The following is a 21,563-nucleotide window of genomic DNA, read 5'->3' as shown; positions in this document are numbered from 1 at the left end:
CGCGGTTTAACCAGTCGAAACGGGGGCTTCAGAGATCGAGTTCGATCTTGCGCACCCGGTCGCGCAGCAGGGTTTTAGAAACGGTCAGCAAATGCTGCTCCATCGCGGCGGCAGCGCCGAACGTATCGCGCCGGGCGATGGCGTCGTTCAGGGTCATGTGCTGCTCGCCCAGAACCTGTAGCGTTTCGGGGGCGTGATAGGTCCGGCGGCGCGAGGTCCATGCCACTTCGCGGCGCACCGCGCGGATGGATTCGTAGACCGTCAGGAACAACGGGTTCCGCGCCATCTCGGCGATCTTGTAGTGGAACATGTCATCCGCGGCCTCATAGGCGTCCGGGTCGCTGAGGTTGAGCGTGGCGCGCATCAACTGGTCCAACCGCTCGATCTCTTGCGGGCGGGCGCGATCGGCGGCGAGGGCGGCAAGGGCAGGTTCGACCTCTAGCCGCACTTCCATCACGTCGCTTGGCGTGACCTGCCGTGCAAGGTGGCGCAGACTGTCCGCATTGGTCGCGGGGGGCGGTGTGGCGAATGTGCCTTGGCCGTGGCGGCGGTAGATCGTGCCGTCCTCTTGCAACAGGCCAAGTGCCAGTCGCAGCCGCGCCCGGCTCACGCCGAAATGCTCGGCCAGCGCCCGTTCGGGGGGCATCCGCCCGTCGTTCAGGATGTCCCCTTGGCGGATCGCTCCGCGCAGCCGCTCGGCCAATTCATCTTCACTTGGGGCGGACTGGGGGGGCTGTGTCATGAGTTGGAAAACGCTTCAAATAAATCAATGAACATACGCAGAGAGGTTACCATTAGGAAAATTCCAAAGGCAAACCGAAGCGCCCGGCGCGGGATGCTATGGGCCAGTTTCACACCCACATGGGCAAAGCTGGAGGTCAGCGGAATGATGATGGCCGCCGCGGCAAGGTTCACATAGCCGAGCGAGAAGGGCGGCAGCCCCTCGGCCCCAAGGCCGGTGAGCGCATAGACAACGGCACCCGGCAGCCCGATGATAAAGCCAATCGCGGCAGAGGTGCCCACGGCGCGGCGGATGTCATAGCCCAGAAAGTTCAACAGCGGCACGCCGATGGTGCCGCCCCCGATGCCCATCATCGCCGACAGCCCGCCGGTGACGACGCCCAAGATCGCCCAGATCGGCTTGGCAAAGCCGCGCGGCGTGGGGTCGTCCTTGGTCTTGCGAAAGATCATGTCGAGCGCGACGAGTGCGGCCACGGTGGCAAAGACGCCCACAAGGATCAGCCCCGAGACATAGCCCCCCAGAAGCGCACCGATCACGACGCCGATCAACAGCGACGGCGCCCAGAGTTTCAAAAGGTCCATATCAATCGCGCCGCGTTTGAAGTGACCATAGCCCGAGGACAGCGAGGTAAAGACGATTGTCGCGAGCGAGGTGCCCACCGCCACCTGCATGGTGATCGCCGGGTCCATCCCCGCCGTCGACAGCGCAAGATAAAGCGCGGGCACGATCACGATGCCGCCGCCCACACCAAGCAGCCCCGCAAGGATGCCGCCAAAGACCCCGGCGGATACCGCAATGGCGAGAAGGGGCAGAAGCTGGCTGAAATCGAGCGCGTTCATATGGTTAATCTTTCTTTGTCTCTAAATCTGTCGCCAGCGACCGGCTGGGCTTGCCCGCCGCCTTGCGGGCCTCTTCGGCGCGGGTGATCGCCGCATCAATCGGCGCGCGGTCCGAGGTGCCCGAAAAATTGTCGAGGCTCGGCATCGCTTCGGCCACATGCAAATAGCGCTCGCCAGCGACGTCGAGCAGCCGGTCAAGTTCGCTCAGCGGATCGCCATGGTCATCGACGCGCAGGTCCAGATAGGCATGGTCCTGTCCGCGGTGGATCACCAACCCCGCGGCTTGGCGCCCGCGCATGTCGCCGCCCGCCTCTTCGCCCGCGCGCATGGCGGCGAGCAGACGTTCGGCCATCGGCAGGTCATGGCGCGCGGCGTAGGTCTCAAACGTGGCCTCCACCACCTCGGGCCCGGTCAGCATATTGCCCGCGACGGAGTGAATGGTCCCCACACGGTGCCCGGCCCAATCGACACAGCCCGCACCGGTATGCGCGGCGAAGTTTCCTTGGGCGTCGAGCATGTGACACTGGCGGATGTCGCGCCCCGAATCGCGGGCGGCGAATTCCTTCAGCAGTGCTTCGGCGGGGTCGCCGCTTTCCAACATGCGCCGGCCTTCGGTCCCCCAGAGCGGGTTGACGAAAGCCTGCGTGGCCACGGCGACGCGCCGCCCGATGTAGGGCACGGCGGCACCGCAGGCGAAAAAGCGGCTGGCCACGGCGATGCCAATCTCTTGGCTGTCGGGGTCACGGGCGATGATAGAATAGGTCATGGGTCAGCGTCCTACGGCATAGGCCTGCATCAGGCGGGGGGTGGCGGCGGCGTGAAGGCTGCCATCGGGGTTGCGCAGCGCGGCTGTCATCCGGCCCACCGACCACGGCTCGGCCACGGTAACGATATGCCCCCGGGCGCGCAGCGCGTCGATCACCGCAGGGCCGACATTGGGCTCGATCATCATCTCACCGGGCAGGGCTTGGCGGGGGAAGAAACTGCTTTGGAAGTGCAGCGTGTGGAACAGCGGCGCGTCCATCCCCTCTTGCAGGTCGAGGCCGTGGTGCACGAAACGCAGGAACCAGATCAGCTGCCATTGGTCCTGCTGGTCGCCGCCCGGCGTGCCAAAGACCAACTGCCGCCCATCGGCATGTTCGGCGAAAGAGGGGGTCAGCGTGGTGCGCGGACGGCGTCCGGGGGCGAGGGAGGTGGGCAAACCCCGCTCAAGCCAGAACATCTGCGCGCGGGAATTCAGCGGAAAGCCCAGCCCCGGCACCACCGGATTACTCTGCAACCACCCGCCTGAGGGCGTGGCCGAAACCATATTGCCCCAACGGTCGATCACGTCGAGATGCACGGTATCGCCGCGTTTCTCGGTCAGATGCGCCATGGTAGGCTCTTGTGGGGCGGCGTTCTGAACGCCGAAATCACGGGCAGCGCGTTCGATATAGCGCTCGGCCAGATGCTCCAGCCCCGCGATCACGCCGGGGCGCTGCTCAAGCGATGCCTTGCCGTTCACCAGCTTCGCGCGTTCCGCGTTATAGGCGTCGGAAAGCAGTTCTTCCATCGGAATAATGCTCTGCTCGGGGTCACCGTAATAGGCCTCGCGGTCGGCATAGGCGAGTTTCATCGCCTCGATCACCGTATGGGTAAAGGAGGCGCCCATCGGGTCCATCGCGGCAAGATCGAAATGTTTGAGGATCGCGAGGGTCTGCAAGAACACCGGCCCCTGCGACCAAGCGTGGGTCTTATGCACCGTCCAGCCGTGGTATTCGTAGGTCAGCGTGTCCTCATAGCTGGCCTGCCATTTGGCCATGTCCTCGCGCGCCAGAAGGGCGCTGTTCTTTTGCTCGGACACATCATGCACGCAGGCATCTTCGAGATAGTCGAAAATCGCATCTGCCACGAAACCTTCGGACCAGATTTTGCGCGCCGCTTCGATCTGTGCGCTGCGGTCTTCGCCTGTGGCTTCGGCCTCGCTGACCAAACGCTCATAGGTCGCGGCAAGATCGGGGTTCTTGAAGTTGGCGTTTGGCTCAGGCGCCGCACCGCCGGGCGTCCAGACCGCGGCGGAGCTGGGCCATTCGGCGGCGAAATATTCGGCCAGCCCCTTGATGGTGTTCGACACGCGCGGCAGCACCGGATGGCCATCGCGGGCATAGTCGATCGCGGGCTGCATCACCTCGCGCAGACCCATGGTGCCATGGTCGCGCAGCATTAGCATCCAGCCGTCAAAGGCCCCCGGCACCACGGTGGAGAGAAGACCCGAGCCGGGGATCAGCTTGAGCCCCAATGCCTCGAAATGCTCCAGCTTGGCGGCGGCGGGGCTGACCCCTTGGGCGCAGACAACCTTGGTCGCCTGTTTCTCCGCGTCGTGAAAGATGATCGGCAGGTCGCCCGCCGGGCCGTTCAAATGCGGCTCGACCACTTGCAGGACAAAGCCCGCGGCGACAGCGGCGTCAAAGGCGTTGCCGCCTTTTTCAAGGATGCCGAACCCCACGGTCGAGGCGATCCAATGGGTCGAAGTGGTGACACCAAAGGAGCCGCGGATCTCGGGGCGGGTGGTGAAGGGGGTCATGTCGTCTCCGGTCAGTGTTCGCGTGGGTCGAGCGCGTCGCGCAGCCCGTCGCCCAGAAGGTTGAAGCCAAGCACGACCATGAAGATCGCGATGCCGGGCCAAAGCGCCATCCAAGGCGCCTGATTGAGAAAGTTCTTCGCCGTGTTCAGCATCGACCCCCAAGAGGGCGCGGGCGGCTGCTGGCCAAGGCCAAGGAAGGAGAGCGACGCCTCGGCGATGATGGCGGTGGCGACGGTCAGCGTGGCCTGCACCAACACGGGCGGCAGCACATTGGGGAAGATATAACGGCGCAGGATGCGCGGCGTGCTCAGACCAATGGCGCGGGCGCTTTCGACGTAATCCTCGGCGGCGACGCTCAGCACCTGACCGCGGGTCAGGCGGATGAAGATCGGCGTGGCCGAGATGCCGATGGCGATCATCGCGTTGGTCAGGCTCGGCCCGAGGAAGGCCGCAAGGGCGATGGCGAGGATCAGGAAGGGTGCCGCGAGCAATGCTTCGGTGCAGCGCGAGATCACCGCGTCGGTCCAGCCCCCGAAATAGCCAGCCACGATGCCCAGAGGCACGCCAAGCCCAAGCGCGATGGCAACGGAGACGACCCCGGCCAGCAGAGAAGCCTGTGCGCCCCAGACCAGACGGCTCAGCACATCGCGGCCCAACTCATCGGTGCCCATCCAATGGGCTGCCGAAGGGCCCTTGCGCACCGCGCCCCAATCGGTGGCGGCGGGGTCGGGGATCGGCAGCAGCGGGGCCAAAAGCGCGATGGCGCAGAAGAAGACCACCAGCACGCCGCCCAGCATGGCGCTGCGATGGGTGCGGAACTTCTTCCAAACCCGGTTTTCCGGGCGGGCGGAGAGGACCGGATCGGCGGCGCTTTCGGCGTCGATGGTGATGGGGGTGGCAGGTTGAGCCATTATTGCTTCCTCAGGCGGGGGTTCAGCAGCACATAGGCGACATCGGCGAGCAGGTTCATAAAGATGAAGCCGACGGCGGTGACGAGCACGATGCCTTGGACCACGGCGTAATCGCGGTTGAACACGGCATCGACCACCAGCTTGCCAAAGCCGGGGATGGTAAAAATCTGTTCGGTCAGCACCGCACCCGCGATCAGCTCACCAAAGAGCAGGGCGGTCAGGGTGACGATCGGCGTCAGCGCGTTGCGAAAGGCGTGTTTGAGGATCACCCGACGCTCGACCAGTCCCTTGGCCCGGGCGGTGCGGACGTAGTCACTGCTCAGCACGCTTAGCATGGCCGAGCGGGTGTGGCGCATCAGCGTGGCCGCGAGCGCCGTGCCCAGCACGAAGGCGGGCATGATCATCACGGTGATGGAGCGGATGGGGTCTTCGCTCAGCGGCACATAGCCCGAGGCGGGCAGCAGTTTCCATTTCACCGAGACCAGCAGGATCAGCATGATGCCCAGCCAGAAGTTCGGGATCGACAGGCCCGAGAGCGCCACGACATTGGCCACATAATCGGTCACGGTGCCCTTCTTGACGGCAGAGAAGATGCCCGCAGGCACGCCGATCAACAGGGCAAAAATCATCGCCATCGTGGCCAGTTGGATGGTCACGGGCAGTTTCTCTCCGATGAGTTCCAGCACCGGCTGGTTGGTGCGCAGCGAAATGCCCAAGTCACCGGTCAGCGCGTTGCCGATCCAAGTGAAATACTGCACCGGAATAGGATCGTTCAGGCGGTATTTCTCGCGCAGGAACTCCAGCACCTGCGGGTCGCGTTCTTCGCCGGCCATGGCCAGCACCGGGTCGCCCGGCAGCAGCTTTTGCAAGGTGAAGACAAAGACCGAGATCAGGATGATCGTCGGGATCGCGATCACCAGACGGCGCAGGATGAAGGACAGCATTTTGAAACGTCTCGCTCAGGGGAGGGGCACCGCCGGAACCGGCCCGGCGGTGCGGATGCAGAAGGGTTAGCCTTCTTCTTTTTTCATGCCCGCAAGGCGGATCATGCCGTCAGGATAGGGGGTGAAACCGGTGATGTCGGAATCCAGCGCCCAGATCCATGTCTGGTGGTAGAGGTACACGATCGGCATCTCTTCGTTCAGGATGGCGCGGGCGGCGGTATAGCTCTCGCGGCGCACGTCTTGGTCGTTGGACTTGCGCGCCTTGTCGAGCAGTTCATCCACTTCGGGGTTGGAGTATTTGGAATCGTTGATCCCGCCCTCGGTGGTCATGAACTGGTGGATGTTGCCATCGGGGTCCACACGGCCCGACCAGCCGATCTGGCTCGCCTGATAGTCACCCGCCGATTGATCGGCCAGCAGCGTCGCGAATTCCTTGGAGGTGATCGAGATGTTGATCCCCGCCTCGGCAGCCATGGACTGCACGACCTGCATCAGCTGCAGCGGGATCGTGGTGTTGGGCACCTGCACCTCAAGGTCGATGCCATCGGCGAAACCGGCTTCGGCCAGCAGTTCCTTGGCCTTTTCCACGTCACGTTCAGGCACGGGATAATCGGTGCTGTACCAAGGGGAGTTTGGCGGGAAGGGCTGGTTGCCCGCGGCGAAGGCACCGTTGAAGACGACCTGATTGATCGCCTCGCGGTCGATCGCATAGCTCAGCGCCTGACGCAGACGTTTGTCGTTGCCCCAAGGGTTGTCGCCCTTTTCGCCATTGGCCACGTTGATCGTGATGCCCTGATAGCCGAGCGACACGGCGCTTTCGACATTGATGCTGTCGTCACCTTCGGCCTGCGCGAGGTCGGTCGCGGCCAGACGCTCCAGCATGTCGATGTCACCCGATTGCAGGTTCGCCAGACGCACGGTGGTGTCGGGGATCGGCAGATAGGTGACGGTGTCGAAGTGGTATTCCTCGGCATCGTAATAGTCGGCGAATTTCTCAAGCACGATGCGGTCTTGGGCCACACGCTCTTTGAACTGGTAGGGGCCAGAGCAAACCGGGTTCAGGCCAAAGTCATCGCCCGCCGCCTCGGCAGCGGTGGGGGAGACCATCATGCCTGCGCGGTCGGCGAATTGAGCCATCAGCGTGGCATCGGCATCGGCCAGATCAAAGCGGATCTCATGGCTGCCCAGCACTTCGACGCCGGTGATGGAGGAAAGTTCGGACTTGCGGCGCGAAGTCTCCATGTTCTGGCTGCGGTCGATGTTGGCGGCCACGGCCTCGGCATCAAAGGGCGTTCCATCGTGGAAGACCGCATCGTCGCGCAGTTTCATGGTCAGCTGTTTGCCATCTTCTGAAAAGGACCATTCGGTCGCCAGCTGCGGGATGATTTCGAGGTCTGGGGTGATGTCCACCAGCTTGTCGCAGAGCGACGCGTAGACGATGCGGCCCACGAAGGTGCGCGACTGGTCGGGGTCCAGCACATCGGCATCGGATTGCAGCGCGATGCGCAGGTCAGCCGCCTGCGCGCCGAGGGTCGTGGCCCCCAGCAATGCAGCGGCAAGTGTCATTTTGGTCAGTGTCATGTCGAACTCTCCTGTCGTTTCAATGAGTCTGGTTCAGCCTGTTATTCTTGGTTTTGGCGGGGGCGGAGCGTGGTCCGGTCCCGCATGGCGTCTTGGTAAAGCGCAAAGCGCGCGGCGGCCCGGGGGGCGCGTTCGGGCGCATCGGCAAGGCCGAGGTCCGGCGTGGCGGCGGCGATCTCTTCGAAGTAATGGCAGGCGGCGACATGGCCCTCGCCCGCGCGGGTCTCGCGCAAAGAGGGCGGCTCGCTCGCGCAGCGTTCTTTGGCAAAGGGGCAGCGGGTGTGGAAGCGACAGCCTGCAGGCGGGTTCGCCGGGCTGGGCATCTCACCCTCAAGCGCGGTCTGCGGCGTGCGCGCGCCATGGGCGGCCACCGGAATGGCCGACAAGAGCGCGCGCGTATAGGGGTGGCGCGGATGGTTATAGACCGTGTCGACATCGCCCTGTTCCACAATTTGCCCCAGATACATCACCGCCACGCGGTCGCTCATATGGCGGATCACGGCGAGGTCATGGGCGATGATGACCAATGTGAGCCCCAATTCATCCCGTAGATCGCCAAGCAGGTTGATCACCTGCGCCTGCACCGAGACGTCGAGCGCCGAAACCGGCTCGTCCCCGATCACCAGCTTCGGCGCCGAGGCAAGCGCCCGGGCGATCCCGATACGCTGGCGCTGGCCGCCGGAAAACTCATGCGGGTAGCGTTCGGCGTGTTCGGGGCGCAGACCGACCTTGGCCAGAAGTTCGGCCACTTTGCCACGGCGCTCGGCGGCGGACATTTTCGGGAAATGCGTCTCCAGCGGTTCGCCCACCAGCTTGCCAACGCTCATGCGCGGGTTGAGCGAGGAGAACGGGTCTTGGAACACGAACTGCATATCGCGGCGCAGGGCGGTGAGGTCGCGACCCTCGAGACCCGCCACGTCGATGCCGTCGAACTCGACATCGCCTTCGGTCGGGGTCAGCAGCCGCATCAACAACCGCGCAAGGGTGGATTTGCCGCAGCCGGATTCGCCGACGATGGCGAAGGTCTCGCCCCGGCGCACGTCGAAGGAGACGCCATCGACCGCCTTGACCGTACCGCTTTTGGCCATGCCGCCGCCCGAGGTTTTGAAATGTTTCTTCAGCCCGCGCGCTGTTAGGATCGTGTCACTCATGCGCTCTGCTCCAGATGTGTTTCCAGGGGGGCGAAATGACAGGCCACGGCATGGCCCCCCTCCAGCGGTGCAAGCGGTGGCTCCTGCGCGCAGATGGGCTGGGCGAAGGGGCAGCGCGTGGCAAAACGGCAGCCTTGGGGCATGTTCTGCGTTGTCGGCACCATGCCCGGCACGGTCGCCAAGCGTCCGCGCGGACCGCTAAGCTGCGGGATCGAGGACATGAGGCCGATCGTGTAGGGATGCTGTGGGTCGTTAAAGATGCGTTCCGCAGGGCCGGTTTCGACGATCGTGCCCGCGTACATGACGGCGACGGTATCCGCGATTTCGGCCACCACGCCAAGGTCATGGGTGATCATGATCGTGCCCATATCGGTCTCGGCCTGAAGGTCGCGGATCAATTCGAGGATCTGCGCCTGAATGGTCACGTCGAGGGCGGTCGTCGGCTCATCCGCGATTAAAAGCGCGGGGTCGTTGACCAAGGCCATGGCAATCATCACCCGCTGGCGCATGCCGCCGGAGAGTTGGTGCGGGTAGTCGCGCATCCGCTTTTCCGCCGCCGGAATGCCGACCCGCTTGAGGATCGCCAGCGCCTTGTCCTCGGCCTCGGATTTGCTGGCATCGCTATGGGCGAGCACGGCTTCGGTGATCTGCTCGCCAATGCGGAAGGCGGGGTTGAGCGAGGTCATGGGCTCTTGAAAAATCATCGTCATCCGACTGCCGCGCAGCTTGCGCATGGCGGTGTGGTCGGCAAGGTCGAGCTTCTGACCTTCGAAAACCATCTCGCCCGAGCGAATGGTCGCCGCACCGGCTGGCAGCAGCCCCATCATCGCCAGCGAGGTCACGCTTTTTCCGCAGCCGCTTTCCCCGACGACACAGAGTGTCTTGCCCGGGTGGACCGTGAAATTCACATGATTGATTTGGTCGCTCGGCGCGCCGCGAAAGCGCAGGCTGAAGTCGCGCACTTCGAGCAAAACCTTGTCGGGACCGGTGTCGGGGCTGGGCAATGGACCGCTTTCTTGAACCAATATCAGATTGGTCGAGTATGCGGTTGCAGCTTTCGCGCTGTCAATCCGGGGATTACAGTTTTTGGAAAAGCCTTTTGGGGTCAGTCTTTTGGCGGGAATTGTGCCTGATATATCGGCGGTGATGCCTGATTTTTGGGCGATCTGTGGCGACGGTTGGGTGGGCGGTTGGCGCGGGGTGGCGTTTGGGGAGAGTGCGGAAGGTATTTGAGAAAGGATGAAATGAAGGGGGTGGCGCGCTCTAGGGGCGATAGCGCTATTGTAGGGCGGGGGATTTGTTGCTTTATCGAGGGGGAGCCATGAACATAGAAAGGGCGGCATCCCCGCATGACCAGCAAACCTAAAACGGCGGAACGCAAGCGCGGGTCCGGGGCGCAATTTGTCTATTCCATCCTGCGCGATGAGATACTCGATCTGACCCTCTTGCCGGGTAGTCCGATCGACGAGATTCGCCTTTCCGAGCGGCTGTCGATGTCGCGTACGCCGATCCGCGAGGCTTTGGTGCGGTTGGCGAGCGAGGGGTTGGTGACCACGCTGCCCAACCGTTCGACGGTCGTGTCGAATATCGATTTCATGAACCTGCACACCTTCTTTGACGCGATGACCTTGATGTACCGTGTCACCACGCGTCTTGCGGCGCAGTTTCATACGCCGGCAGATATGGCCAATATTCGCGCGCGGCAGGTGGAGTTCGCCAAGGCCGTGTCGGCGCAGGACGCGCTGTCGATGATCGCGACGAACCGGGAGTTCCATGCCGAGATCGCCCGGGCGGGGCGCAACCCCTATTACGAATCGCTTTGTCTGCGGCTGTTGGATGAGGGGCGCCGGTTGCTGCGGATGTATTACCAGTCCTTCGACGATCAGCTTCCCAGCGAGTATGTGCAAGAGCATGAGGATCTAATCGCGGCCATCGAGGCGCGCGACATTGCCTTGGCAGATTCTTTGGCCGCGACCCATGCGGATCAGATCGTGCGGCAGATTCAGGCGCTGATTTCGCGGGATCGGCGGCAGCATATCGACCTTTAACCATAGGTAAATGCGCCTTTATCGGGCCGCCATAGGGGGCGTGCAGATTTTATGTCGACAAATAAAATACAATAGCTAAGATGCGGCTAAGCCCGGCGGTATCGCGGCCGGTTTCTATGATGGAGAGATATATGACCCCTTCGATTTTTTCCGGCTGCATCCCGGCCCTGATGACCCCCTGCACCGAAGACCGGAAACCTGACTTTGACGCTTTGGTGCGTATGGGCAAAAAGCTCATCGCCGATGGTATGAGCGCGGTGGTCTACTGTGGGTCCATGGGCGATTGGCCGCTGTTGACCGATGCAGAGCGGATGGAAGGCGTCGAGCGCCTGGTTGAGGCGGGCGTGCCGGTGGTTGTGGGCACGGGTGCCGTGAATACGAAGCTGGCCGCCGAACATGCGGCCCATGCGCAGAAGGTCGGCGCCAAGGGACTGATGTTGATCCCCCGCATCCTGTCGCGCGGCACGTCGGTTGCCGCGCAGAAAGATCACTTCAAAAAGGTTCTCTCGGCGGCGCCTGAGCTTCCTGCCGTGATCTACAACAGCCCTTATTACGGTTTCGCCACTCGGGCCGATCTGTTCTTTGCGCTGCGGGCCGAGCATTCCAACCTTGTCGGCTTCAAGGAGTTCGGCGGCGCGGAGGATCTGCGCTATGCGGCGGAGAATATCACCAGCCGGGATGATGAGGTCACGCTGATGATCGGTGTGGATACCACCGTCTTCCACGGTTTTGTCAATTGCGGCGCCACCGGCGCGATCACCGGGATCGGCAATGTGCTGCCGCGCGAAGTGTTGCATCTGGTCGCCCTCAGCCAAGCTGCGGCAGCGGGCGATGCCGAAGCGCGCCAGCGCGCGCAGGAGCTTGATGCGGCGCTTGGTGTTCTGTCCTCCTTCGACGAGGGGCCGGACCTCGTGCTTTATTATAAGCATCTGATGGTGCTCGAAGGCCATGCGGAATATGCGTTGCATTTTAATGAGGCCGACGCGCTGACCGACAGCCAGCGCGGCTATGCCGAGGCGCAGTATAAGCTTTTCCGCACATGGTATGCCGATTGGAGCCAGCAGGGCGGGGCGGTCGCCAAATACGCCGCTTGATCTCCTTAGCCCCCTCTCCCCGGCTGGGCAGGCCCGTCGCATTTGCGGCGGGCCTTTTGCGTTCCTGGCAAGCCTTTCGAAGAAGATAATTGCAAACGCATATAAATGTGACTAACATCTTTGCAGGGACAACGCATCGGGAGTGGGTGCGCCATTTGAGGGAGATTAATTGAAATGAGTGCTACGGATTTAATGCGTGATTTCGGCGCGATGCTGGCTTCGGGCGGGGTTGAGGTCGTCGATTGCTCGGGCGTTTTGGGGCCGGATACGCCGATCCTGCAGCTGCCTGCTGATTTCGCCAAGCCGACGCCGAAGGTCGAGATTCACAAGATCAGCGAATATGACGAGGACGGCCCCTTCTTTGCCTGGAACTGGATGGTGCTGGGCGAGCATTCGGGCACGCATTTCGACGCGCCGCATCATTGGATCACCGGTAAGGATTACGACGACGGCTTCACTGATACGCTCGACGTGCAGCGTCTGGTCGCCCCGGTCAACGTGATCGATTGTTCGCAGCAGGCGCAGGAAGACCCGGATTTCCTGCTCGATGCCAAGGGCATCAAGGAATGGGAAGCCGAGTATGGCGAGATCGGCGAAGGTGAATGGGTTGTCATGCGCACCGATTGGGACGCGCGCGTCGATGACGAGGCGCGGTTTCTTAACGCCGATGAGACCGGGCCGCACAGCCCCGGACCGACCCCGGATGCGATCCAGTACCTGATGGAGAAGAAGATCGTCGGCTGGGGCACGCAGTGCATCGGCACCGATGCGGGGCAAGCGGGCGGGATGGAGCCGCCCTATCCGGCGCATAACCTGCTGCATAAGAATAACTGTTTTGGTCTGGCGTCACTGGCCAACCTCGACAAACTGCCGCCGAAGGGGGCGATTCTGATCGCCGCGCCGTTGAAGATCAAGAACGGCACCGGTAGCCCCATTCGGGCGCTGGCACTGGTGCCGAAGGGCTGATCGGTGACAGATACACCACCTTCCGAGGCCGAGAACGCGCCGCTGGATCGGATGGGGCTCGATAATTTCGCGCCCTATCTGATGAACCGGATCATGGGGCGGTACAATGCCGCCCTGTCGGCGGAGATGGCGGCACTTGGCCTGACCACGCCGCAGATGCGCTCGCTCGCGGTGCTGTCGGTGACCGATGGCATCCTGATCCGCGAGTTGGCGGTTTACGCGGTGGTGCAGCAATCGACGCTGAGCCGCGCGCTCGACGCATTGGTGCGCGACGGTCTGGTCCGGCGCGAGACCGATGCCAACGACAGCCGCGCCACGCGGGTCTACTTGACCGATCAGGGGCGCGAGGCCTATGGGCGCCTCTGGCCGCATATGGCGCAGGCCTATGAGGCGATGTTCAAGGGCATAGGCCCCGAGGAGAAGGCGGCCTTCGTGGCCACCTTGCAGACCATGCTGCGCAACATCCGAAAACACGATTTCTGAGAGGGTCCGATGGCCGAACGTTCGTTCAAGGCAGAGGTGGAACATCTGCGCAAGGGAGATGGCGACGTCTTCACCGGCGAGGGCATCCTTGCGATCACCAAGGCGCTTTTGGAGAACGGCGTGGGCTATGTCGGCGGCTATCAGGGTGCGCCGATCAGCCACCTGATGGACGTGCTGGCCGACGCCGAGGAACTGATGGGCGAGCTTGGCGTGCGCTTCGAGGCCAATGCAAGCGAGGCCGCGGCGGCGGCGATGCTGGCGGCCTCGGTCCACTACCCGATCCGCGGCGCGGTGACCTTCAAGGGGCCGGTGGGGGTCAACGTGGCCTCAGACGCGCTGGCGAACCTCAGTTCTTCGGGCGTCACCGGCGGCGCGCTGGTGATCGTGGGCGAGGACTATGGCGAGGGCTCCTCGATCATGCAGGAGCGCAGCCACGGCTTTGCCATGAAATCGCAGTTCTGGATGCTGGACCCGCGCCCGAACCTGCCTTCGATCACCAAGGCAGTGAGGGACGGGTTTGAACTGTCGGAGGCCAGCAACACGCCGGTCATGCTGATGGTGCGCATCCGATCCTGCCATGTGACGGGCAGTTTCGAGACCCGCGACAACCAGCGCCCGCCGCTGACCGTGGCCGAAGCGGCGGCGAACCCGCAGTCGGATTTCAACCGCGTGGTGCTGCCGCCGATGTCTTACCTGCATGAGAAGGACAAGATCGAGAACCGCTGGCCGGCCGCGGAGACATTCATCCGCGACAATAAGCTCAACGAATTCTTTGGCCCCGAGAAGGCGCCCTTGGGCATCGTGGTGCAGGGCGGCATGTATAATTCTGTCATCCGGGCATTGCAGCGGCTGGGGCTCGCGGACATCCACGGCCAGACCGAGGTGCCGCTCTACGTGCTTAACGTCACCTACCCGCTGCTGCGCGATGAATTCGACGCCTTCTGCGCGGGGAAGGAGCATGTGCTGGTGGTCGAGGAAGGCCAGCCGGATCACATCGAGCAGCAGCTTGGCTCCTACCTTTACAAGCTCGACCGCCGGGTGAAGCTGCACGGCAAGGACGTGCTGCCAATGGCCGGGGAATACACCGGGCAGGTGCTGCTGGATGGTCTCACGGCCTTCCTCAAGATCGCCGCGCCGGAGATGCTGCCCGGTGCCGTGCGCGCGCCTAACGCCGAGGCGCCCGCGATACCGGACTTGTCGCAGACCGTGCCGATCCGCCCGCCGGGCTTTTGCACCGGCTGCCCCGAACGCCCGATCTTCGCGGCGATGAAATTGACAGAGCAGGAGTTGGGCAAGCACCAGATCACCGGCGACATCGGCTGCCATCTCTTCGGCTGCCTGCCGCCCTTCGAGATCGGCGGCTCGACCATGGGCTATGGCCTCGGCCCCGCCTCCAACGCGGCCTTTGATGGCGGCGGCGACAAGCGGGTGATCTCGATCCTGGGCGACGGGGGGTTTTGGCACAATGGTCTGTCGACCTCGATCGGCAACATGGTGTTCAACAAGTCAGACAGCGTCGCGGTGATCGTCGACAACTACTATTCCGCCGCCACCGGCGGGCAGGACGTGATGTCGTCGCGCGCGCATAACGACACGAAAAGCACGAACAACCCGATTTCCAAGGCGCTGAAAGGCGTCGGTGTGGAATGGGTGCGCCAGATCGACCGGACCTATGACGTGGGCAAGCTGCGCGAGGTTCTGCGCGAGGCGCTGACCACCGATTACAAGGGACCGAAGGTCATCGTGGCCTCCTCGGAATGCATGCTCAACAAGCAGCGCCGCGAGAAGCCGAAGCGCAATCAGGCGATCAAGGACGGCCGCCGCATGGAGGTGCCGCGCTTTGGCGTCGATGCGGATGTCTGCACTGGCGATCACGCCTGCATCCGCCTCTCGGGCTGCCCGTCGCTGTCGCTGAAACGGCTCGACGATCCGCTGCGCGATGACCCGGTGGCGCATATCGACCAGACCTGCGTCGGCTGCGGCAACTGCGGCGAAGTCGCGGATACCGCCGTGCTTTGCCCGTCCTTCTATCAGGCCGACGTGGTGCACAACCCGACGAAGTTCGAGCGTTGGCGGGCCGAAAAGACCGGCCAAATCATTCGCTGGTTGCAAGACCGACGCGACGCGAAACGGCTGCGCAACGAAGGAGTGGCGACATGAACATGGTGCTGCCGCAAAAGACCCCCGACGCGCGGGTTGAGAAGATCATCAAGCTTGCCGTCATGGCCGTGGGCGGGCAGGGGGGTGGCGTGCTCACCGGCTGGATCGAGGCGATGGCCCGGGCCGAGGGCTATGTCTGTCAGGCGACCTCGGTCGCCGGCGTGGCGCAGCGCACCGGGGCCACCATCTACTACGTCGAAATGGCCCCCAAGAGCGCGCTCGACCCCGTCTTCGCGCTGGCCCCGGCGGCGGGCGACGTGGACGTGCTGATCGCCGCCGAGATGATGGAAGTGGGCCGCGCCGTGATGCGCGGTTTCGTGACGCCGGACCGGACGACGCTGATCGGCTCGACCCACCGCGCGCTGGCGGTGAGCGAGAAGATGGCGCCGGGCGACGGCATTGCCGATGCCGATGAGGTCCGCGCGGCGGCCGAGATCGCGGCGCAGAAACTGGTGCTCGAAGATATGGAAGGGCTGGCCGTCGGCGCAGGTTCGGTCATCTCGGCCTCGCTCTTCGGCGCGCTTGCAGGCTCCGGCGCGCTGCCGTTTCCACGTGAGGCCTATGAGAATGCGATCCGTGCCGGCGGCAAGGGGGTCGAACCCTCGCTGCGCGCCTTCGCCGTGGGATTCGATGCGGCACAGGGCAAGCTGCCCGAAACACCGCAGGCCCCCGAGGAAGAGATCAAACCGTTCAGCCTTGTCGGGCCGGAGAAGTTGCAGGCCGAATGGGCCGCGCTGGTGGACCGGGCCGACCGCCTGCCCGAGCCGGTGCGTGACCTCGCGCTTGCCGGGCTCGCCAAGGTGGTGAACTTTCAGGACTGCGCCTATGGCGCGCTCTATCTCGACCGACTCGATACCGCGCTGGCCCGCGATGACGCCGCGCGGGACTGGGCGCTCTCAACGGCGGCGGCGAAATACATCGCCAATGCCATGGCCTATGACGACATCATCCGCGTGGCGGACCTCAAGACCCGCGCCCCGCGTCTGTCGCACATTCGCCAAGAGATGCGCGCGGGCGAGGAGAACCTGCTGCAACTGACCGAGTACTTCCACCCCCGCGCCGAGGAGATCGCGGGGCTCATGCCCGCGCGACTCGGCGCCAAGGTCGAGGCGAGCGAGACGTGGATGTCCCGGCTGAACCGCTGGTTCGACAAGGGCCGCCGGTTGCGCACCGACCGGCTGCCCGCCTTTCTGATGCTGCATTTCCTCGGCGGCCTGAAGGGCTACCGGCTGCGCACCCATCGCCATGCGCTGGAGGTCGCGCATCTGGAGGACTGGCTGCGCCGCTGCCTTGCGGAGGTGGAGAGGGACTACGCCCTTGCCGTGGAACTGGTGAAATGCCGCCGCCTGATCAAGGGCTACTCCGACACCCATGCGCGGGGTCTGGGCAAGTTCGACCGCGTGATGGATGCCGCCGATCTGCTGCGCGGGCGTGACGACGCGGCGGACTGGATCGCGCGACTGCGCGAGGCGGCTTTGCAGGATGCCGAAGGCAAGGCGCTCGACGGGGCCATCGCCACGGTGCGGTCTTTCGTGTGAGGCGCCCGTTTTCTGAGCGGTTGCGGGGCGGATCACGCACAGAGCGGCCCCCGGCACCCGCATCGCAGTTGACCAAAGGTCAGCACCGCGCCTAGCTGGGCGCAGTCACAGAGGGCCGCCGCCATGGAACTATCGCATCTCATCGCCTTCAACATCGCGCTCATCGCGTCGATCCTCAGCCCCGGCCCGGCTTTTCTGATCGCGTTGAAAACGACGCTGAGTTCGGGGCGGCAGGCGGGCGTTGCCGTGGGGGCTGGCCTCGGCCTTGTGGCGTCGTTCTGGACCCTCGCCGCGCTCTTGGGGTTGGAGGCCGTCTTCCTCGCCTTCCCATGGGCCTATGCCATCGTGAAAACCGTGGGCGCGATCTATCTGCTCTATGTGGCCTATGGCATGTGGCGCGGGGCGCGGGCACCGGTGACAAGCACGGTGACACCCGCCCGCCATGCGTTCCGGCAGGGGCTGATGATCAATATCCTGAACCCCAAATCGGTGCTTTTCGCCGCCGCGGTGCTGGTCGTCATCTTCCCCGAGGGGATGCGGCTGAGCGAGAACCTCTTGATCGTCGCCAATCACCTGATCATCGAACTGGCCTTCTACACCGCATTGGCCTTCGGCATGAGCCGCCCTGCCGTCAGCCAAGGCTACCTGCGCGCGAAGGTCTATTTCGACCGCATTGCCTCGGCTGTGCTGGGGCTTTTGGGGCTGCGGCTGCTGCTTGCGCGTTAAAGCTCGGCCTCCCACCGGCGCGACAGGCGCATGGCGCCGTTGATGATGCCGACCATAGAGTAGGTCTGGGGGAAGTTGCCCCAGCCCTCACCAGTGGCAAAAGCGGTGTCTTCGGACATCAGGCCAAGGTGGTTGCGCGCCTCCAGCAACTCTTCGAACAGTTTGCGTGCTTCCTCTTCGCGGCCAATCCGCGCCAGCGCGTCGATGCGCCAGAAGGCGCAGACGTTAAAGCCCACCTCCGGCACGCCGAAATCGTCGGCTTCTTCGTAACGCAGCATGAAGGGGCCGCGGCCCAGCACTTCGGATAGACGTTCGACCGTGGCGATGAATCGCGGGTCTTTCGGCGGCAGAAAGCCGACCTCGCCCATGAGCAAAACGCTCGCGTCGAGGGTGCTGCCGCCGAAGCTTTCGACAAAGGCGCCGCGTTCCTCGGACCATGCGTTGTCGAGGATCTTATCGCGGATCACCTCGGCCCGATCGGCCCAGAGGGTGGCGCGGTCACCCAATTCCAGATGCCGCGCGATCTTGGCCAGCCGGTCGCAGGCGGCCCAGCACATCAACGACGAGGAGGTGTGAATCCGCGCGCGGCTGCGCAATTCCCAAATGCCCGCATCGGGCTGGTCGTGCAGCTCCCACGCCTGTTCGCCGAGCGGCTCCAACTGCTCATAGGCGGTGCGCCCTGTGTTCATCGGCAGCCGGTGATCGAAGAACGCCGGGGCGGCACCGAGGATGATATTGCCATAGGTGTCATGCTGGAAATGCTCATGCGCCTGATTGCCGATCCGTACCGGCCCCATCCCACGGAAGCCTTGCAAGCTGGGTGAGATACGTTCGGTCAGCGCCGTCTCAAGCCCCAGCCCCAGCACCGGCTGGATATGCCCGCCCTCGGCATCGGCCACGGCGTTCATCAGCCATTGGAAATAATGCTCCAACGTGCGGGTCGCGGCGAGGCTGTTGAGCGCGCGCACGGTGAAGAAGGCATCGCGCACCCAGCAATAGCGGTAATCCCAGTTGCGCCCCGAATCCGGCGCCTCGGGCAGGGAGGTGGTGATCGCGGCGATCACCCCGCCCGTGGCCTCGTAGCTGCACAGTTTCAACGTGATCGCGGCGCGGATGACGGCCTCCTGCCACTCGAAAGGGATCGCCAAACGCTGCGTCCAGCGCTGCCAATAGCGGGTCGTCTTGGTGCGGAAGGTGGTGCCGATCTGCTCAGGGCTGTCCGACAGGGTCTCATCGGGGCCGAGGATGAAGGTCATCTCACCTTCGAGGTTGATCATCCGCCCGTCGAGCACATGATCAATCGGCGCGTCAGTGGTCAGGCGCATGTTCTGCTCAGGCCCGACGAAACGCACATGGTTGGAGCCACGGGTGAGGGTCGGGGCCACTTCCCCCCATTGAAAGCGCGGCTTCAGCCGCATCCGCACACGGGGAGAGCCTTCGATACGCCGCACCTGCCGCACCAGCATCTGCGGGCGAAAGCTGCGGCCATAGGCGGTGAAACGGGGGCAGAAGTCGACAATCTCGACCGCGCCTTTCGGGCTGCGCAACACGGTGCGCAGGATCGCGGTATTGGGCAGGTAGCTCTGCTCGCTCTCGGTCATGTCTTCGAGTTCGACGGCAAATTCCCCGTCGCCCTCTTCGCCCGCGCCATGGCCCATCAGGCTGTGAAAGACCGGATCGCCGTCAAAACGCGGCAGGCAGAACCAGTTGATCCCCCCTTCGCGGCTGACCAGCGCCGCAACCGCGCAATTCCCGATGACACCCAGATCCATAAGTCCCTCTTTTCTATTCATGATGCGACTGCCGGGCGGGCCGGATCAGCGCAAAATCTCTTCCAGCCAATCGGCAAAACCGGCCACGTCTTCGATGCGATGTTGGGCCTCGGTCGGCCCTTGGCCGATCTTGATGCCAAAGCCGCCCATGGCCTGCGCTGCGCGAAAGCCGTCTTCATCCGTCACGTCATCGCCGACCATCACGGGCAGACGGTCTGCAAAGGCGGGGGAGGCCATGAACCGCGCCACCGCGCCGCCCTTGTCGACACCTTTCAAGGCGACCTCGCTGACCATCTTGCCATGCAGACCGCGCAGGCTGGAGTCTTCGCCGACCAGCGTATCGACGAAGCCGCGACAGGCGTCTTCTTGATCCGGGGCCTTGCGGTAATGCAGCGCGATCGCGCCGGGCTTGCGCTCGGATGTTACCCCATGCAGCACGGCGAATTCCTCGACCCGGTCGATGACCGGGGTGGGGATGCCCGCGCTCTGCTCCGGCGCGTGATCCTCCGCGGTGCTAAGCCGCAGCTCCAGCCCATGCGATCCTGAGACCGGCAGGCGCAGCGCACCCAAGATACGGTCCACATCCGCCATGGCCCGGCCAGAGATCACCGCCACCGCCCCATCGGTCTTTGCGACGAGACGGGTCAGAAGATGGCGCGTCGCCTCCGGCAGACAGGCGTCTTCGGGGTTGTCGACAATGGGGGCGAGCGTGCCATCGAGATCGAGGAAGAACGCATGGCGCTCGACCGGGATCACGGGCGGCAGGTTGCGGGGCGACAGGGTGGTGCTATCCATAGGGTCCGGTCTATCCGTTTCGTTGCACGGGCGTTCCCCCAGAAACCTATGCGCCAGCGCAGCGAAATCAACGGATTTATGCTGCAACTGCGCAGAGATGCGCGATGTGCGCCGCGGGAACCCAGCCGATGTGCCCGCGTTGATCAAAACGGGGGCTGGCGCCAGACGCCACCCCGCCTATCGCAATCGGAAGCCCAGATGACCGCACCGTCGACGCTCAGGTACTACCCCGACAGCAAGCCCGGCATCGCTCGGCGGCGCTGCGGGCGGGGGTTTTCCTATCACGCGCCCGATGGCCGCTGCATCAAGGACAAGGCCGAGCGGGCGCGGCTGGTGAAACTGGCGGTGCCCCCGGCCTATGAGCGGGTCTGGATCAGCCCCTATGACAACGGTCACCTTCAGGCGACGGGGTTCGATGCACGGGGGCGCAAGCAATACCGTTACCATCCGCTCTGGTCCGAGGCGCAGGCGCAGGAGAAATACGCAAGCCTGCCCGAGTTTGCCGAGACCCTGCCGCGCATCCGCCGCCGCGTGCGCCGTGATCTCAAGGAGGAGTTGGGCGAACGTGATTTTGCGCTGGCCGCCGCCGTGGCGATGATCGACCGGCTGTCGCTGCGCGTCGGCAATCAGGTCTATGCCGAAACCAACCGCACCTATGGCACGCTGACCCTGAAACGGCGGCATCTGGTCCTGCGCGACGGCAAGTTGCAGGCGTCCTTCATGGCGAAGGGCGGCAAACGGGTTCGCCGCCAGATTGCCAACCGCACCCTAATGCGCGCGCTTGAGAAAATTCGCGACCTGCCCGGCGCGGACCTGCTGACATGGCTCGACGAAGAGGGGCAGCCGCGCAGTCTGACCTCAACCGCGCTGAACGATTACATCGCCGAGGCCGCTGGCACCGAAGGCTTCTCGGCCAAGACCTTTCGCACTTGGGCCGGGTCCGTCGCCGCCTTCGACGTTGCGCTGAAAGAGGACAAGCCCAGCATCAAAGCCATGGCCGAAGCCGCCGCCGAACGGTTGCACAATACGCCCACCATCGCGCGCAACAGCTATATCCATCCGGAGGTGATCGAACTTTGCCAGACCCCGCAAGACTTGCCGGACCCGCCCGATATCGACGATATGACCCAAGCCGAACGGGGGCTGCTGGCCTTTCTGCGCGCGAAGACGTGAACTTGAACTGACAATTCGGGCGAACTTTCACCGCGCTCACGCATTGTTAACAGGAGTAGCGCTATCGCCCGACGTTA

20 protein-coding genes are annotated in these 21,563 nt (G+C 63.9%); 9 read left to right on the top strand and 11 right to left on the bottom strand.

Features of this window, described 5'->3' with window-relative positions:
• Positions 1–28: 28 nt before the first annotated feature.
• From ACGYLD_RS13375 to ACGYLD_RS13335, 9 genes are all read right to left on the bottom strand, one after another.
• Positions 29–742 (bottom strand): FadR/GntR family transcriptional regulator, encoded by a 714-nt coding sequence (locus ACGYLD_RS13375; RefSeq protein ID WP_394402807.1) that lies wholly within the window; start codon positions 740–742, stop codon positions 29–31.
• On the bottom strand, positions 739–1,581 hold the full coding sequence (locus ACGYLD_RS13370) for a sulfite exporter TauE/SafE family protein (RefSeq protein WP_067266472.1): 843 nt from the start codon (positions 1,579–1,581) through the stop codon (positions 739–741). The genes ACGYLD_RS13375 and ACGYLD_RS13370 overlap by 4 nt, the downstream gene beginning before the upstream one ends.
• A gap of 4 nt (positions 1,582–1,585) precedes the next feature.
• On the bottom strand, positions 1,586–2,347 hold the full coding sequence (locus ACGYLD_RS13365; protein ID WP_394402805.1) for a DUF1028 domain-containing protein: 762 nt from the start codon (positions 2,345–2,347) through the stop codon (positions 1,586–1,588).
• Between the two features lie 3 nt (positions 2,348–2,350).
• On the bottom strand, positions 2,351–4,144 hold the full coding sequence (locus ACGYLD_RS13360; protein WP_271693903.1) for a gamma-glutamyltransferase family protein: 1,794 nt from the start codon (positions 4,142–4,144) through the stop codon (positions 2,351–2,353).
• Positions 4,145–4,155: 11 nt separating this feature from the next.
• Positions 4,156–5,055, bottom strand: a complete 900-nt coding sequence (locus ACGYLD_RS13355) for an ABC transporter permease (protein ID WP_209219184.1) — start codon at positions 5,053–5,055, stop codon at positions 4,156–4,158.
• Positions 5,055–5,999: an ABC transporter permease gene (locus ACGYLD_RS13350; protein ID WP_067264018.1), complete on the bottom strand. Its 945-nt coding sequence runs from the start codon at positions 5,997–5,999 to the stop codon at positions 5,055–5,057. Before ACGYLD_RS13350 ends, ACGYLD_RS13355 begins: the two co-directional genes overlap by 1 nt.
• A gap of 66 nt (positions 6,000–6,065) precedes the next feature.
• Complete coding sequence (locus ACGYLD_RS13345) at positions 6,066–7,580, bottom strand: ABC transporter substrate-binding protein (protein WP_271693902.1); 1,515 nt, start codon at positions 7,578–7,580, stop codon at positions 6,066–6,068.
• A 41-nt stretch (positions 7,581–7,621) separates the two neighbouring features.
• The gene (locus ACGYLD_RS13340) at positions 7,622–8,731 is read right to left on the bottom strand and encodes an ABC transporter ATP-binding protein (RefSeq protein WP_394402802.1); all 1,110 of its coding nucleotides are present in this window, start codon (positions 8,729–8,731) and stop codon (positions 7,622–7,624) included.
• Complete coding sequence (locus ACGYLD_RS13335) at positions 8,728–9,735, bottom strand: ABC transporter ATP-binding protein (protein WP_394402800.1); 1,008 nt, start codon at positions 9,733–9,735, stop codon at positions 8,728–8,730. The genes ACGYLD_RS13340 and ACGYLD_RS13335 overlap by 4 nt, the downstream gene beginning before the upstream one ends.
• Positions 9,736–9,763: 28 nt before the next feature.
• Between ACGYLD_RS13335 and ACGYLD_RS13330 the strand changes: the two genes are divergently transcribed.
• The 8 genes from ACGYLD_RS13330 (at position 9,764) to ACGYLD_RS13295 (ending at position 17,746) form a co-directional block, all read left to right on the top strand.
• Positions 9,764–9,964: a hypothetical protein gene (locus ACGYLD_RS13330; RefSeq protein ID WP_394402798.1), complete on the top strand. Its 201-nt coding sequence runs from the start codon at positions 9,764–9,766 to the stop codon at positions 9,962–9,964.
• A gap of 116 nt (positions 9,965–10,080) precedes the next feature.
• Positions 10,081–10,779 carry a GntR family transcriptional regulator gene (locus ACGYLD_RS13325; RefSeq protein ID WP_271690248.1) on the top strand — a complete coding sequence of 233 codons (699 nt, stop codon included), beginning with the start codon at positions 10,081–10,083 and terminating at the stop codon, positions 10,777–10,779.
• Positions 10,780–10,910: 131 nt separating this feature from the next.
• The gene (locus ACGYLD_RS13320; protein ID WP_271693896.1) at positions 10,911–11,873 is read left to right on the top strand and encodes a dihydrodipicolinate synthase family protein; all 963 of its coding nucleotides are present in this window, start codon (positions 10,911–10,913) and stop codon (positions 11,871–11,873) included.
• 192 nt (positions 11,874–12,065) lie between these two features.
• A complete protein-coding gene (locus ACGYLD_RS13315; RefSeq protein WP_276154049.1) occupies positions 12,066–12,839 on the top strand; it encodes a cyclase family protein in 774 nt (257 codons plus the stop codon).
• A 3-nt stretch (positions 12,840–12,842) separates the two neighbouring features.
• On the top strand, positions 12,843–13,322 hold the full coding sequence (locus ACGYLD_RS13310; protein WP_276154048.1) for a MarR family winged helix-turn-helix transcriptional regulator: 480 nt from the start codon (positions 12,843–12,845) through the stop codon (positions 13,320–13,322).
• A gap of 9 nt (positions 13,323–13,331) precedes the next feature.
• Positions 13,332–15,482: a thiamine pyrophosphate-dependent enzyme gene (locus tag ACGYLD_RS13305; RefSeq protein ID WP_394402795.1), complete on the top strand. Its 2,151-nt coding sequence runs from the start codon at positions 13,332–13,334 to the stop codon at positions 15,480–15,482.
• Positions 15,479–17,020 carry an indolepyruvate oxidoreductase subunit beta family protein gene (locus ACGYLD_RS13300; protein ID WP_394402793.1) on the top strand — a complete coding sequence of 514 codons (1,542 nt, stop codon included), beginning with the start codon at positions 15,479–15,481 and terminating at the stop codon, positions 17,018–17,020. The genes ACGYLD_RS13305 and ACGYLD_RS13300 overlap by 4 nt, the downstream gene beginning before the upstream one ends.
• A 123-nt stretch (positions 17,021–17,143) precedes the next feature.
• Positions 17,144–17,746, top strand: a complete 603-nt coding sequence (locus tag ACGYLD_RS13295) for a LysE family translocator (protein WP_394402792.1) — start codon at positions 17,144–17,146, stop codon at positions 17,744–17,746.
• On the opposite strand, the gene ACGYLD_RS13290 is transcribed toward ACGYLD_RS13295, so the two are convergent.
• Positions 17,743–19,518 (bottom strand): glycoside hydrolase family 15 protein, encoded by a 1,776-nt coding sequence (locus ACGYLD_RS13290; protein WP_271693891.1) that lies wholly within the window; start codon positions 19,516–19,518, stop codon positions 17,743–17,745. The two genes, ACGYLD_RS13295 and ACGYLD_RS13290, sit on opposite strands and share 4 nt — an antisense overlap.
• Positions 19,519–19,563: 45 nt before the next feature.
• Complete coding sequence (otsB, locus tag ACGYLD_RS13285; protein ID WP_271693890.1) at positions 19,564–20,313, bottom strand: trehalose-phosphatase; 750 nt, start codon at positions 20,311–20,313, stop codon at positions 19,564–19,566.
• Positions 20,314–20,511: 198 nt separating this feature from the next.
• On the opposite strand from otsB, the gene ACGYLD_RS13280 reads away from it, so the two are divergent.
• The gene (locus tag ACGYLD_RS13280) at positions 20,512–21,486 is read left to right on the top strand and encodes a DNA topoisomerase IB (RefSeq protein WP_271693889.1); all 975 of its coding nucleotides are present in this window, start codon (positions 20,512–20,514) and stop codon (positions 21,484–21,486) included.
• Positions 21,487–21,563: the final 77 nt, after the last annotated feature.

It is taken from the genome of Sulfitobacter sp. 1A12056 (assembly GCF_043558125.1).
In the GTDB taxonomy this organism is placed as follows: Bacteria; Pseudomonadota; Alphaproteobacteria; order Rhodobacterales; family Rhodobacteraceae; genus Sulfitobacter; species Sulfitobacter faviae.
The sequence above is the reverse complement of the archived record's forward strand: the minus strand, read 5'-3'. Positions and strand labels throughout refer to the sequence as shown.

Excerpts from the sequence above, each read along its gene's own strand:
- otsB (WP_271693890.1), bottom strand. The coding sequence starts at position 20,313 with ATGGATAGCACCACCCTGTCGCCCCGCAACCTGCCGCCCGTGATCCCG.
- ACGYLD_RS13370 (WP_067266472.1), bottom strand. The coding sequence starts at position 1,581 with ATGAACGCGCTCGATTTCAGCCAGCTTCTGCCCCTTCTCGCCATTGCG.
- ACGYLD_RS13315 (WP_276154049.1), top strand. The coding sequence starts at position 12,066 with ATGCGTGATTTCGGCGCGATGCTGGCTTCGGGCGGGGTTGAGGTCGTC.
- ACGYLD_RS13295 (WP_394402792.1), top strand. The coding sequence starts at position 17,144 with ATGGAACTATCGCATCTCATCGCCTTCAACATCGCGCTCATCGCGTCG.
- ACGYLD_RS13305 (WP_394402795.1), top strand. The coding sequence starts at position 13,332 with ATGGCCGAACGTTCGTTCAAGGCAGAGGTGGAACATCTGCGCAAGGGA.
- ACGYLD_RS13290 (WP_271693891.1), bottom strand. The coding sequence starts at position 19,518 with ATGGATCTGGGTGTCATCGGGAATTGCGCGGTTGCGGCGCTGGTCAGC.
- ACGYLD_RS13280 (WP_271693889.1), top strand. The coding sequence starts at position 20,512 with ATGACCGCACCGTCGACGCTCAGGTACTACCCCGACAGCAAGCCCGGC.
- ACGYLD_RS13365 (WP_394402805.1), bottom strand. The coding sequence starts at position 2,347 with ATGACCTATTCTATCATCGCCCGTGACCCCGACAGCCAAGAGATTGGC.
- ACGYLD_RS13355 (WP_209219184.1), bottom strand. The coding sequence starts at position 5,055 with ATGGCTCAACCTGCCACCCCCATCACCATCGACGCCGAAAGCGCCGCC.
- ACGYLD_RS13320 (WP_271693896.1), top strand. The coding sequence starts at position 10,911 with ATGACCCCTTCGATTTTTTCCGGCTGCATCCCGGCCCTGATGACCCCC.
- ACGYLD_RS13350 (WP_067264018.1), bottom strand. The coding sequence starts at position 5,999 with ATGCTGTCCTTCATCCTGCGCCGTCTGGTGATCGCGATCCCGACGATC.
- ACGYLD_RS13345 (WP_271693902.1), bottom strand. The coding sequence starts at position 7,580 with ATGACACTGACCAAAATGACACTTGCCGCTGCATTGCTGGGGGCCACG.
- ACGYLD_RS13340 (WP_394402802.1), bottom strand. The coding sequence starts at position 8,731 with ATGAGTGACACGATCCTAACAGCGCGCGGGCTGAAGAAACATTTCAAA.
- ACGYLD_RS13325 (WP_271690248.1), top strand. The coding sequence starts at position 10,081 with ATGACCAGCAAACCTAAAACGGCGGAACGCAAGCGCGGGTCCGGGGCG.
- ACGYLD_RS13360 (WP_271693903.1), bottom strand. The coding sequence starts at position 4,144 with ATGACCCCCTTCACCACCCGCCCCGAGATCCGCGGCTCCTTTGGTGTC.
- ACGYLD_RS13375 (WP_394402807.1), bottom strand. The coding sequence starts at position 742 with ATGACACAGCCCCCCCAGTCCGCCCCAAGTGAAGATGAATTGGCCGAG.
- ACGYLD_RS13300 (WP_394402793.1), top strand. The coding sequence starts at position 15,479 with ATGAACATGGTGCTGCCGCAAAAGACCCCCGACGCGCGGGTTGAGAAG.